The organism is Devosia sp. SD17-2 (genome assembly GCF_029201565.1).
Classification (GTDB): Bacteria; Pseudomonadota; Alphaproteobacteria; order Rhizobiales; family Devosiaceae; genus Devosia.
The window spans coordinates 2,709,166-2,720,650 of record NZ_CP104002.1; the positions used below are offsets into that span (position 1 = coordinate 2,709,166).

General features: G+C 62.1%; 13 protein-coding genes. 2 read left to right on the top strand and 11 right to left on the bottom strand.

The annotated features are described in order from the left end of the window. Nucleotides 1–367 precede the first annotated feature (367 nt). Nucleotides 368–1,837 carry a Do family serine endopeptidase gene (locus tag NYQ88_RS13255; RefSeq protein ID WP_275651610.1) on the bottom strand — a complete coding sequence of 490 codons (1,470 nt, stop codon included), beginning with the start codon at nucleotides 1,835–1,837 and terminating at the stop codon, nucleotides 368–370. 258 nt (nucleotides 1,838–2,095) lie between these two features. Here NYQ88_RS13255 and NYQ88_RS13260 point away from each other — a divergent pair, with 258 nt between their 5' ends. After that, on the top strand, nucleotides 2,096–3,277 hold the full coding sequence (locus NYQ88_RS13260; RefSeq protein ID WP_275651611.1) for a hypothetical protein: 1,182 nt from the start codon (nucleotides 2,096–2,098) through the stop codon (nucleotides 3,275–3,277). A 286-nt stretch (nucleotides 3,278–3,563) separates the two neighbouring features. On the opposite strand, the gene iolG is transcribed toward NYQ88_RS13260, so the two are convergent. From iolG to NYQ88_RS13295, 7 genes are all read right to left on the bottom strand, one after another. Then, on the bottom strand, nucleotides 3,564–4,601 hold the full coding sequence (iolG, locus tag NYQ88_RS13265) for an inositol 2-dehydrogenase (RefSeq protein WP_275651612.1): 1,038 nt from the start codon (nucleotides 4,599–4,601) through the stop codon (nucleotides 3,564–3,566). 217 nt (nucleotides 4,602–4,818) lie between these two features. Continuing rightward, nucleotides 4,819–5,274: a MerR family transcriptional regulator gene (locus NYQ88_RS13270; protein WP_275651613.1), complete on the bottom strand. Its 456-nt coding sequence runs from the start codon at nucleotides 5,272–5,274 to the stop codon at nucleotides 4,819–4,821. A gap of 27 nt (nucleotides 5,275–5,301) precedes the next feature. Further along, nucleotides 5,302–5,613, bottom strand: a complete 312-nt coding sequence (locus tag NYQ88_RS13275) for an integration host factor subunit alpha (protein WP_275651614.1) — start codon at nucleotides 5,611–5,613, stop codon at nucleotides 5,302–5,304. Between the two features lie 204 nt (nucleotides 5,614–5,817). Next, on the bottom strand, nucleotides 5,818–6,795 hold the full coding sequence (locus tag NYQ88_RS13280) for a beta-ketoacyl-ACP synthase III (RefSeq protein ID WP_275651615.1): 978 nt from the start codon (nucleotides 6,793–6,795) through the stop codon (nucleotides 5,818–5,820). Next, complete coding sequence (plsX, locus tag NYQ88_RS13285) at nucleotides 6,792–7,862, bottom strand: phosphate acyltransferase PlsX (protein ID WP_275651616.1); 1,071 nt, start codon at nucleotides 7,860–7,862, stop codon at nucleotides 6,792–6,794. Before plsX ends, NYQ88_RS13280 begins: the two co-directional genes overlap by 4 nt. A gap of 157 nt (nucleotides 7,863–8,019) precedes the next feature. Continuing rightward, nucleotides 8,020–8,568, bottom strand: coding sequence for a DUF177 domain-containing protein (locus NYQ88_RS13290; RefSeq protein ID WP_275651617.1), 549 nt, complete (start codon nucleotides 8,566–8,568; stop codon nucleotides 8,020–8,022). Then, on the bottom strand, nucleotides 8,565–9,122 hold the full coding sequence (locus NYQ88_RS13295; RefSeq protein WP_275651618.1) for a ubiquinol-cytochrome C chaperone family protein: 558 nt from the start codon (nucleotides 9,120–9,122) through the stop codon (nucleotides 8,565–8,567). The genes NYQ88_RS13290 and NYQ88_RS13295 overlap by 4 nt, the downstream gene beginning before the upstream one ends. Before the next feature lie 127 nt (nucleotides 9,123–9,249). On the opposite strand from NYQ88_RS13295, the gene bamE reads away from it, so the two are divergent. Then, complete coding sequence (bamE, locus tag NYQ88_RS13300) at nucleotides 9,250–9,699, top strand: outer membrane protein assembly factor BamE (protein WP_275651619.1); 450 nt, start codon at nucleotides 9,250–9,252, stop codon at nucleotides 9,697–9,699. A 242-nt stretch (nucleotides 9,700–9,941) separates the two neighbouring features. On the opposite strand, the gene nusB is transcribed toward bamE, so the two are convergent. The 3 genes from nusB to nrdR form a co-directional block, all read right to left on the bottom strand. After that, a complete protein-coding gene (gene nusB, locus NYQ88_RS13305; protein ID WP_275651620.1) occupies nucleotides 9,942–10,424 on the bottom strand; it encodes a transcription antitermination factor NusB in 483 nt (160 codons plus the stop codon). A 2-nt stretch (nucleotides 10,425–10,426) separates the two neighbouring features. Then, entirely contained in the window at nucleotides 10,427–10,900 is a 474-nt protein-coding gene (gene ribH, locus NYQ88_RS13310; RefSeq protein ID WP_275651621.1) for a 6,7-dimethyl-8-ribityllumazine synthase, read from the bottom strand. A 99-nt stretch (nucleotides 10,901–10,999) separates the two neighbouring features. Beyond that, the gene (nrdR, locus tag NYQ88_RS13315) at nucleotides 11,000–11,479 is read right to left on the bottom strand and encodes a transcriptional regulator NrdR (protein ID WP_275651622.1); all 480 of its coding nucleotides are present in this window, start codon (nucleotides 11,477–11,479) and stop codon (nucleotides 11,000–11,002) included. Between the last annotated feature and the right edge of the window lie 6 nt (nucleotides 11,480–11,485).

Consider the following 11,485-nt stretch of genomic DNA (forward strand, 5'->3'; position numbering starts at 1 on the left):
AGAGCGTATTAGCAGAGAGCGTCGGGGTTCGCACTATCTGCGGATGGCTACCGAAGCCCCTAGCCTTGATCCCTCCCCCACGAGGGGGAGGAAGACGAGGGAGCCGAAGGAGCCGAAGGGCTTGAGAGAGTCCGAGATTTTCAGCTTTTAGATTCAAGGACTTATAATCGATGTCCGAGAGATTGAATCTGGTTTAACTCTGGCCCGCCCTGCGAGCATAGCTCTTCGGGCCTGACGACCTAAATTCGCTCCACTGGAGCGAATTTGCCCGAAGGGCCGGATTGCCCGCCCTGCGAGCATAGCTCTTCGGGCCTGACAGCCTAAGATCGCTCCACTGGAGCGATCTTTCCCCTTTGGGGCACGGCTGTCAGCCACTTACAATCGAGCGGGTGACGCGGCCGTTGCGCTGGAGGATGATCTGCCAGGTGCGGACGCGCTGGGAGGCGATCTGCTGGAAGGTGCTGGCGCTGGAGAGATCGATGTCGTTGAGGGAGAGGATGACGTCATCAACGCGCAGCCCCATGCCCTCGGCGGGCGAGCCAGGAGAAACCTCGGTGATGATGACGCCGGTGGCGTCATAGGGAAGCCCCTTGGCCTCGGAGAGGGCGGGATCGAGCTGGCGGACGGTCACACCGGAAAAGCGGGAATTGCCCGAGATGCTGGCGATAGCGTCGTCGCCGGCGGCAGGCGCGGCTTCGACGGTGAAATCAAGTGTCTCGACCGAACCGCTGCGCAGGCGCTCGAGCTTTGCAACCTGGCCTATGGGTTTTGTAGCCAAACGGAAGTTGAAGGCGCTGGGATCATCGACGCGCTGGCCATCGACGGAGATGACGACATCGCCCGAGCGGAAGCCGGCACGTTCGGCCGGGCCGCCGGCGGCGATATCGGTCAGGAGGGCACCATGGGGCGCGTCCATGCCCAGGCTTCGGGCAATGTCGGCATCGACGGTCTGCATCTTGGCGCCGAACCAGGGGCGGACGATCTCGCCGCCACTGACACCGGCTTCGGCGACGAGGCGCGCCATATTGGCGGGAATGGCGAAGCCAATGCCGACCGAGCCGCCGGACTGGGAAAAGATAGCGGTGTTGATGCCCACCAGGCGGCCGTCGAGATCGACCAGGGCGCCACCCGAATTGCCCGGATTGATGGCGGCGTCGGTCTGGATGAAGAATTCATACTCGGAGGCTTCGACGCCGGTGCGCGCCAAGGCGGATACAATGCCGCTGGTGACAGTCTGGCCGACGCCGAAGGGATTGCCGATGGCGAGGACAAGGTCGCCGACGAGCAGCCCATCGCTGTCGGCAAAGGTGATGGCGGGAAAACTCGTGCCTTTGGGATCGCGGACGCGGAGTACCGCCAGATCGGTCTGCTTGTCCTCGACGACGATATTGACGGCGAACTCGCGCCCATCGCTGAGGGCGATGCGGACATCGTTGGCGCCATTAATGACGTGGCTGTTGGTGAGGATGACGCCGGAGCCTTCGACGATCACGCCCGAGCCGAGCGAACGGGATTCGCGGGGACGGGTCTGAAAATACTGCTCGCCGAAGAAACGGGAGAAGAAGGGATCGCTGGCAAAGGGGGAGACGGCGCGCGACTCGATCCGCGTGGCGTAGACATTGACCACGGAGGGCGAAACGGCCTTCACCACCGGGGCAAAACTGAGCTTGATCTGGCCGTCACTGGCGGGGACGACGCGATCGCTGCCCTCGGGCGAAGACAATTGCAACTGAACCTGAGCGAAGGCCGGCGCGTTGACTGGTGAGAGAACCAGAGCGGCCCCAAGCCCCAAGGTGGCCAAAGCGACACCCGAAAACATAAGCGTTCTTAATGACATGGCTCAATTCCCATTCACTCATACCAGGCCGCGGAGAGGCGTTGCCCAAGCCCCACGAAAACCTCCGAAATCTGTCACGAAAATGACGCGTGAACATTGTTGTTTCCAGGGGCAAATAATCGTTTGCGCCGGGGGGCACACAGCCCTATATGCAGCGCTCATTTCGATGCGTTACCGGCAAAATACGAGGGACAGATTTTCCCCGGTAGCACAGCACTTTCCCCGCACTTCCTCCAGCCCCGAAAGGCCTGTTGTCCAATGACCGACGAGCCGAAAACCGTCTATCCCAACACTTCCGCACTGATTGCTGCGGAAGCGCCGGACTATCCCTCGTTCCTGTTCTCGGAGCGGGAGTTTCATCGCGCCATCAAGGTGTTCCGGAAGGGCTTTGACGGGCTGCTGACCTATGCGGTGAAGTGTAACCCCTCCCCGCACATCATTGCGCAGCTGCACGCCGAAGGGCTCAAGGCGTTTGACGTGGCGTCCAACCGCGAAATGGAACTGGTGCGCGACTACGCGCCGGGCGCAGTGATGCACTACAACAACCCGATCAAGAACAAGCGCGAAATCGAGCGCGCTTATGAAGAGTTCGGCGTTCGCAGCTTCACCATCGACCATCCCCAGCAGCTCGACCAGCTGGCGTCCGTCGTGTCGCCCAGCCGCGATGTGGAAGTGACCACCCGTTTCAAGGCCGGCAAGGCACTGAAGTCCTATGACTTCGGCATCAAGTTCGGCGTGATGGAACAGGGCGCGGCTGAAATCGTCACCGCTGTCGAGAAGATGGGCTATACGCCCAGCCTCTGCTTCCACGTCGGTTCGCAGTGCGAAGACGCCTATGCCTATGAGCGTCATATCGCGGCCGCTGCGCGTATCGTCGAAGAAGCCGGCATCGAGCTCAAGCGCCTCAATATCGGTGGTGGCTATCCGGCCCCCTACCCGACCAGCGAAGCGCCGCCGATGGACCACTATTTCGAGACCATCGGCAATGCCGTCGAAGACCATTTCGGCAAGCGCAAGCCCGAGCTGATCATCGAACCCGGCCGCGCAATCGTCACGTCTTCGACCTCGCTGCTGCTGCGCGTAAAGCATCAGCGCGGCGGCCAGGCCGTCTACGTCAATGACGGTGCCTATGGCGCGCTGATGGAAGCGAAGTTCATGCACTTCACCCCGCCGGTGCGTGTGTGGCGCGGTCCGCGCATCCACGACAACAATGCTGAATTCAGCGAGTTCACACTGTGGGGCCCGACCTGCGACAGCTATGACGTGCTGCCCCAGGTGTTCACCCTGCCGGCCGATATCGATGAGGACGACTGGATCGAGTTCGGTCTGATGGGTGCCTATACCCAGGCCTCGCTGACGCCGTTCAACGGTTTTGACCGCCGCGACCAGTACTGGGTCGACGAGGTCTACACCGGCAAGGACATGGCGCCGGCTGAGTAAGGCGCACTTCTATTTGAGGGGGCGGGGATGAGAGATCATTCCCGCCCTTTTTTGTTTTTTGGGGGTCAGCGTTCTGAGTTCGGAAGAGGCCCCCCTCCTAGCCTCCCCCTGGTAGGGGGAGGGACGCATCGAGTGTGCTGAGGGGATGGTTGAGCCTCGGCGGGCTCCTCCCCCTATCAGGGGGAGGTTGGGTGGGGGTATGCCGGCCGCAAAGTCTGCGTTTGTGGCTCCACCCCACCCCGGCCCTCCCCATCCAGGGGAGGGAGGAGATCGTGCAAGGCCTGTCTCAACGCCCCTGGAAAACCGAGCGGTCGGCCAGGGGGCCGGTGATTTCGCTGACTTTTATGGCGCGGCCTTCCTGGACGGATTTGACCGCGGCCTCGGCAAGAGCAAGCGCGATGAGGCCGTCAACGCCGCTGGGCGAGGCCGGAGATTTTGATCCCACGAAATCGATGAAGCTCCTGATTTCGTTGGCATAAGCCTCGGTGTAGCGGGTCATGAAGAAGTCGTGCAGCGGAGGGCGGGTATAGCCGGAGGCATTGGCGATCTCGATGGAAACCGGACGCTGGTTCTCGGCGGCGACGGCACCCTTGGAGCCATGCACCTCGATACGCTGATCGTAGCCATAGGTGGCGCGGCGGGAGTTGGAGATGGTAGCGTGCTTGCCCGAAGCGGTGGCGAGCATGACCGAGACGCTGTCGTAATCGCCGGCGGTGCCGATGGCCTTGTCGACCAGAACGGATGCCTGGGCACTGACCGTGTCGATCTCCTCGCCGAGGAGATATCGCGCCATGTCGAAATCATGGATGGTCATGTCGCGAAAAATACCGCCGGAGCGCTTGATATAGTCAACCGGCGGGGCGCCGGGGTCGCGCGAGACGATGGTGACCATTTCGACGTCGCCGATCTGGCCTTCGTCGATGGCCTTGCGCACGGCCTGGAAATGCGGGTCAAAACGGCGGTTGAAGCCGACCATCAGCGTGCCGCCAACTTCATCCACGATTTTGAGGCAGGATTTTACCTGCTCGACGTCAAGGTCGATCGGCTTTTCGCAGAAGATGGCTTTTCCGGCCCGGGCAAAGCGCTCGATCAGATCGGCATGGGTATCGGTGGGCGTGCAGATGACGACGGCGTCGATATCAGCGGCCGCTTCGATCGCTTCGATGGTGCGCACTTCGGCGCCATACTGGCTGGCGAGGTCCGTGGCGGCCTGGGGGAAGGCGTCGGCCACGGCGACGAGCCGGGCCTTGGGATTGGCCGTCACGGCCCTGGCGTGAACCTTGCCGATGCGCCCCGCGCCGAGCAGGCCAAAACGAATAGACATGCGAAACTCTCCACCCTCTTGGCCGGCATCAGCGCCGGCCGAACCTTGGCGGAATGATTAAGCGATTTTCGCCAGAAATGAAACGGAAATTCCGTATGCAATAGAGGTGTCTCGCGAGGGGAGACTCGGGCTCTCTGTTAGGGCCCCTCACCCCACCCCTCTCCCCGGAGGGGCCAGAGGGCGATGAAGCCGAGGGATCGTTGTCTTTGCGATAGACTCAGTGTTCGCGGGCGCGCTCGAGGATGCGTTTGCACTCGAGCAGCTCGCGAAGAACCTCGGAGAGCTTGTTGCGTGATTCCTCGTCGAGGGAGGGACTGGCCTCCATCAACGCCTCTTCGACGACGGCTTCATCAGCCGCATTCTCGGCATCTTCTATGAGCGGCAGGATTTCATCGACCGGCCTGCCCTCGCCAACGGCGATGACATAGCGGGGCCCCTGCTCCTTGAGGATGCGCTGGACGCCCTTGATGGTGAAGCCCTGATCGTACAGTAGATGGCGGATGCCACGCAGAAGCATGACATCCTCGGGCCGATAATAGCGGCGGCCGCCGCCGCGCTTCAGCGGCTTGATCGTCGCGAAGCGAGTCTCCCAGAACCGGAGAACATGCTGAGGAAGGTCAAGCTCCTCAGCGGCCTCAGAAATGGTCCGGAATGCGTCTGGAGACTTGTCCAAGCCGCTAACTCCTTCAGTAAGAAAACCTTACTTTTCAGAGCCGACCATAGACTTGTTAATCTTCGACTTCAACACGTTGCTGGGTTTGAACACAAGAACCTGCCGGGGGAGGATCGGCACCTCCTCGCCGGTCTTGGGATTGCGCCCCACACGTTCATTCTTGGAGCGGACCTGGAACGACCCGAAGGACGACAGCTTGACGTTTGCTCCCGTGACCAAGGCCTCGGTGATGAGCTCGAGCACGCGCTCCACCAGTTCCGCCGACTCAGTGCGGGACAAGCCCACTGTGCCGTAAACTGCTTCGGAAAGGTCGGCCCGTGTAACCGTCTTCTGCGCCATAAGCACCCCCATTGCTGTTGATGAATGATTTTCCGGCGAGAGCGCGCAGAACCCTCAAGCCCGTTGCCGAGCCAACTGCGCTACAGGAAAACCGCTCAACCGACGCCGCCGGGACTTTCTTGGTCCGGCTTCAGCGCCAGGCTCCTCCACCCGGAAATACACTAACGCCCTGAAACGCTTAAGGTCAATGCGGGTGGAGAAAGGTTACCAACGGATGAGAGATGCGCCCCAGGTGAAGCCGCCGCCCATGGCTTCGAGCATGACGAGATCGCCCTGCTTGATGCGGCCATCGGCCGTGGCGACGCTCAAAGCCAACGGCACGGAGGCAGCCGAGGTATTGGCGTGCACATCAACAGTGATGACGACTTTTTCGGGCGGAAGACCGAGCTTGGCCCCAGCTCCGTCGATGATGCGGCGGTTGGCCTGGTGGGGCACGAACCAGTCGAGGTCCTCGACAGTGTAGCCGGTCTTTTCGAGCGTGGAGTAGACCACGTCGGTGATCTTGCCGACGGCGTGGCGGAAGACTTCCTTGCCCTGCATGTGGACGTGACCGGTGGTGCCAGTGGTGGACGGGCCGCCATCGACATAGAGCTTGTCCCAGTGCTGGCCGTCGGAGCGGAGGGCCGAAGCCAGAACGCCGCGCTCGGGCTCGCCCTCGGCCAGTTCGACCTTTTCGAGGATCATCGCGCCGGCGCCATCGCCGAACAGCACGCAGGTGGTCCGGTCGGTCCAGTCGAGGAGGCGCGAGAAGGTCTCGGCTCCGATCACCAGGGCGCGGGTGCCGAGGCCGTTCTTGATGTAGCTGTCCGCCGTGGCGACGGCGTAGACGAAGCCCGAGCAGACGGCCTGGACGTCGAACGCCATGCCGTGCTGGATGCCGAGCTTCATCTGCACGAGGGTCGCGGCAGCGGGGAATGTGTAATCGGGCGTGGTCGTGGCGACGATAATGAGATCGATGTCGTCGGGCGTCAGGCCGGCATTGGCCAGCGCGTTTTTGGCTGCGGCTACGGCTAGGTCGGACGTAAACTCGCCCTCGGCGGCGATATGGCGCTCCTTGATGCCGACCCGCTGCTGGATCCACTCGTCGGTCGTATCGACCGTTTTGGCGAGCTCTTCATTGGTCAGCACTCTTTGGGGCAGGTATGCACCGACCCCACGCACGATTGAACGAATCCTGGTCACGCCGAATTGGCCTCAGTATCGGAGGGCGATTTGGGCACCTCCCTGTTGACGGGGAAGCGCTGCATGCTGTCGCCGATCTTGTCGATCAGACGGCTGCGCGCCATTTCATATGCAAGGCCCAGGGCGCTGTTATAGCCGACTTCGTCGGTGCCACCGTGGGATTTGATGACGATGCCATTGAGGCCCATGAAGACGCCGCCATTGACGGTACGCGGGTCCATCTTGCGCTTGAGGGCATTGAGCGCAGAGCTGGCGAACAGCGCGCCCAGCTTGCTCATCCAGTTGGCCATCAAGGCGTTGCGGAGATAGGTCGCGACCTGGCGAGCCGTGCCTTCGGCGGTCTTGAGGGCGATGTTGCCGACAAAGCCTTCAGTGACGACGACGTCGACCGTGCCCTTGCCGATGTCATTGCCTTCCACGAAGCCGTGGTAGGTGAAGCCGGCGCCGCTGGCCTGCTGCAGGATTTTGCCGGCGTCCTTGATGTAGTCGAGCCCCTTCACTTCCTCGGTGCCGACATTAAGGAGGCCCACGGTCGGGGCTTCCGAATCAAAGAGGGCACGCGCGAGGGCGGAGCCGAGAATGGCGTAGTCGACCAGCTGGCGCGCGTCGGCGCCAATGGTGGCGCCCATGTCGAGCACGATGATATCGCTGCGCGTGGTCGGCCAGATGGCGGCGATGCCCGGGCGGGAAATGCCCTCCATCGGGCGCAGGCAGAAAGTTGCCATGGCCATCAGCGCGCCGGTGTTACCACCGGAGATCGCGACGTCGGCTTCGCCATCCTTGACCGCCTGGATGGTCATCCACATCGAGGACGTGCCCTTGCCCTTGCGCAAGGCCTGGCTGGGCTTTTCGTCCATGGCGATGACGGTTTCGCAATGGCGGACGGTCGAGACGGGCTTGAGTCGCGGGAACTCCTCGAGAAGCGGATTGATCTGCTCCTCGCGGCCGTGGAAAATGAACTTGGTATTCTTGTGCTCGCGCAGGGCCAAATCGGCGCCGTGAATGACGGCACGCGGCGCGTGATCGCCACCCATGGCATCCACGGAAATCGTTATTGTATCGGTCATTTCAGCCCGTGTTTCGGCCCGCTTGGGCAGGCATGCAAACATATCCCATCACTGGGTGGGTGCAAGCCCCGACCCGACGGGCAAGGAATGCGACGATCCAGGATCATACAGCATTCCCACGCGAACGATCGCGCCAGACCAAAAGGCCCCGCAGCGATCAGTCTTCGTCCTTCTTACCAGCCTTAAGCCGTGCAAGGGCGGCGAACGGCCCTTCTTCCCCGTCTTTGGCATCGAGACCAAGCGCGTCGAGGCTTTCGCCCGGCGCGCGCGGGTAAGGATCGATCTCGAGACCCAGTGTTTCCAGCAAAAGCGCGCTCAGATCAACTTCCGGACCATCGATATGGTCTGGAAAATCGTCATCTTCGAGGTCGATGAACACTTCCGAGCCGGGCCCCGGCAGTTCCTTGCCGCTGGCGGGCAGGAAAACACGATCGATATCAGCTGCTATATCCTGGAAAACAGGCTCAAACGTGACGACCGATGGCTGTTCGATATGGGCCTTGAGCCATCCCTGGGCCCGCAGACCACCGCGCAGGGGCACGATGGTCAGCTCCGCCTGGAAGCGGGTGACGGCGGTGACCTTCATGGCCTCGGCGATGGCAGCGCGCGTTGTGGCGTCGGCTTCGACCTTGAGGGAGCGGCCAGCGGCCGGCAGCTTGTCGATACGGACGACGGCGTCGAAAAGAGGCTCCGCCTTATGCGTCATGCAGTTTCTCCGAAGGCGATCTCACCCTTGACGATGGAATCGGCCGACTGGTTGTGAAGGAAAGCGTCCTGGGCAATGACATAGGCGGCCAGCGCCTGGGCATGCTCGGATGCTTCGCCTTCGAAAATGTTTCGCGAAAGAACCCCGGCGAGGGTCTCCGCATCATTGCGATCAAGCGCTTCGTTCATGGCGGCGAGCAGACCAAAGAAGATGTTGCCCATCTTCTGGATCTTCTTGGGAACGCCGAGATCGGTGACACCCATTTCGCGGAGGGACCGGTCCATGTCTTTGAAGAAAAGGTCGAACACGGCCTGGCTGAAATCCTTGGTAGCGTCGGCGCGCAGACGCCGGAACAGCAGCGCCATGTGCACGCTGATCATATCGAACCGACCAGTCACCGTATCGGGGACGCCCCAATCCGCATAGAATTGCGGCTGTCGGGATTGCGCCACAATAGCTCGGTAGACGGCATAAACCGCGTCAGTTGCTGTGTTCTTGCGGAACAAGGACAGGATCATGGGATTGCGCTCAGCCTCGGGATCGGTCAAACACATGATTAGCGCGCCGGGCTGCTTGCCAGCTTGCCAGATCAGGGTGTTGACAGCTACACATTCCGGCGGTCATTGGGCACGCGCCTTGTTGTCACGCCTATAGTCGAGAGCCATCGGGAAAGTCAAATTCATGCTCCTGCGTAATGCCTCCGCTCCTATCGCGCCGATCGCGGCAGCAGCCGTCATGGCACTGGCCCTTGTCGCCTGCACAAGCAGCACGTCGGTTGTTACCAGCCGCACGCAGGGTTACGAGATTTCCGACTCGGCGATGCAGCAGATCCGCGTCGGCCAGAGCCAGGACCTGGTTCGCGTGGTTCTGGGGTCGCCCCAGTCCACGAACAGCTTCGGCGACCAGAGCGCCTGGTACTATGTCGAGACCAAGGTCCAGCAGACCGCGTTCGGCCTGTCCATGGTGCAGGAACGCACGGTGCTGGCCGTCTACTTCGACAAGAACAAGCGCGTTTCGGACAAGGCCGTCTACGGCCTGACCGACGGCAAGGTCGTCACGATCGAGCAGCGCCGGACCCAGTCCTTCGGCGAAGACCGCACCTTCATCGACTCGATCCTGCAGTCGTTCTGATCGGTTCAAGCTCAGAGTTTTGGAAGCCCCGGTTCGCCGGGGCTTTTTTTTGTGTTCTCTTGAGGGGGGGCGCGGGCGGTCACCCCCTCCGAGCGACGCTACGGCCGGACGGGGCCTAGCTTTGCTTGCCTCCCCCTTCAGAAGGGGAGGTGAAGGGGTTGCGGCTTGCCCATCCCCTGCTCCACAAACAAAAATCCCCGCACATGGCGGGGATTTTTTAGAAGCGTTGCGGGAGGCTTCGGTCAGAGCTCGGCGCCGGCGGCGCGGGCGATGGTGTCGAGAGCGGCGTTGACGAGGCCGGAAGCGTCGTCTTCGTAGAAGGCCCGGGCGACATCGACATATTCGGTGATGACCACCTTGGCCGGAATGTCCTTGCGGCGCAGCAGTTCGAAGGCAGCGGCGCGCAGGATGGCGCGAAGGGTCGCGTCAACGCGCTCCATCGGCCAGCCATCAGCCAGCGCCTGATCGACGGCGGGGTCGATTTCGAGCTGGTGCTTGGCAACGCCCTGCACGATCTGGCGGAAGAAATCGGCATCGGCGGGGAGATATTGCTCACCCTCGATCTCGCGGCCGAGATGGAAGGCACCGAACTGGGCCAGCGTGTCTTCCAGGGTCTGACGGCCCACGTCCATCTGGTAGAGCGCCTGCACGGCAGCAAGACGGGCTGCGCCGCGCTGGTTTGCCGGTCGATGGACCTGCGAGTCTCGTTTGGGAATATCTGTCATTTCTATGCGTTCAACTTTGCCTTAAGCGCTGCCAGGGCCAATGCGGCACGAGCGGCGTCGCCACCCCGGTCCTGCTCACTCTTGCGCGCGCGGACCCAGGCCTGCCCTTCATTTTCAACGGTCAGAATGCCGATACCCAGCGGAAGGGCATCGACGACCGCCAACTCGGCAAGCGCACGAATGCTCTCGCCGGCGACGGCCTCATAGTGATTTGTGTGGCCGCGCATGACGCAGCCCAGGGCGATAAACCCGTCATAGTCCCCGGCTTCGATCGCCATGGCGACGGCGACCGGAACTTCCATGGCGCTCGGCACGGCGATGACGTCGTGCGTGGCACCGGCCGCCTCGAGGGCGGCAACAGCGCCGCCGCGCATCTCATCAGCGATGCCCGGATAGGAGCGTCCCTCGACGATCAGGAAATGCTGACCGGCTGCTGAATTGGCTTCGATCGGGAAACGCTCGCCGTAGGAGTCCATGTCTCGAAACCTTTGTGTTGCGCGCGATCCGCCAAATCGGAGCGCGCGAGCTCGTCCCAACCCTTAATCCGGCGCGGCTGGGTCTGCAACAGGTGCAGATCAGTCCTCGTCCTGGAAGGTCTGGTCCCCGCCCTGCGCCAGCTCGGCCAAAAAGTCCCGGAAGTCGTCGGCAGAAGAGAAATTCTTGTAGACGGAGGCGAAGCGGACGAAGGCCACATCGTCGAGGCCCTTGAGCCCCTCCATCACATATTCGCCGATCTGGTCGGAGGTGATTTCGACGTCGCCCAGGCTTTCCAGCTGACGGACGATGCCCGAAATCAGCCGCTCGGCGCGCTCGGCCTCGACAGAACGCTTGCGCAAGGCGGTATAGACCGAACGGGAGAGCTTTTCGCGGTCGAAGGGCACTTTCCGGCCGCTCTTCTTGACCACGGTGAGGTCGCGCAGCTGCACGCGCTCAAACGTGGTGAAGCGACCGCCGCAGGCATTGCACACGCGGCGGCGGCGGATAGCGCCCGAATCTTCAGTCGGGCGGCTATCCTTCACCTGGGTGTCGTCGTTGCCACAATAGGGGCAGCGCATGGGATA

Bases quoted from the DNA above. Each gene is read 5' to 3' on its own strand.
- bamE (WP_275651619.1), top strand. From the start codon at position 9,250: ATGCTCCTGCGTAATGCCTCCGCTCCTATCGCGCCGATCGCGGCAGCA.
- NYQ88_RS13260 (WP_275651611.1), top strand. From the start codon at position 2,096: ATGACCGACGAGCCGAAAACCGTCTATCCCAACACTTCCGCACTGATT.
- NYQ88_RS13290 (WP_275651617.1), bottom strand. From the start codon at position 8,568: ATGACGCATAAGGCGGAGCCTCTTTTCGACGCCGTCGTCCGTATCGAC.
- iolG (WP_275651612.1), bottom strand. From the start codon at position 4,601: ATGTCTATTCGTTTTGGCCTGCTCGGCGCGGGGCGCATCGGCAAGGTT.
- nusB (WP_275651620.1), bottom strand. From the start codon at position 10,424: ATGACAGATATTCCCAAACGAGACTCGCAGGTCCATCGACCGGCAAAC.
- NYQ88_RS13275 (WP_275651614.1), bottom strand. From the start codon at position 5,613: ATGGCGCAGAAGACGGTTACACGGGCCGACCTTTCCGAAGCAGTTTAC.
- NYQ88_RS13255 (WP_275651610.1), bottom strand. From the start codon at position 1,837: ATGTCATTAAGAACGCTTATGTTTTCGGGTGTCGCTTTGGCCACCTTG.
- plsX (WP_275651616.1), bottom strand. From the start codon at position 7,862: ATGACCGATACAATAACGATTTCCGTGGATGCCATGGGTGGCGATCAC.
- ribH (WP_275651621.1), bottom strand. From the start codon at position 10,900: ATGGACTCCTACGGCGAGCGTTTCCCGATCGAAGCCAATTCAGCAGCC.
- NYQ88_RS13295 (WP_275651618.1), bottom strand. From the start codon at position 9,122: ATGTGTTTGACCGATCCCGAGGCTGAGCGCAATCCCATGATCCTGTCC.
- nrdR (WP_275651622.1), bottom strand. From the start codon at position 11,479: ATGCGCTGCCCCTATTGTGGCAACGACGACACCCAGGTGAAGGATAGC.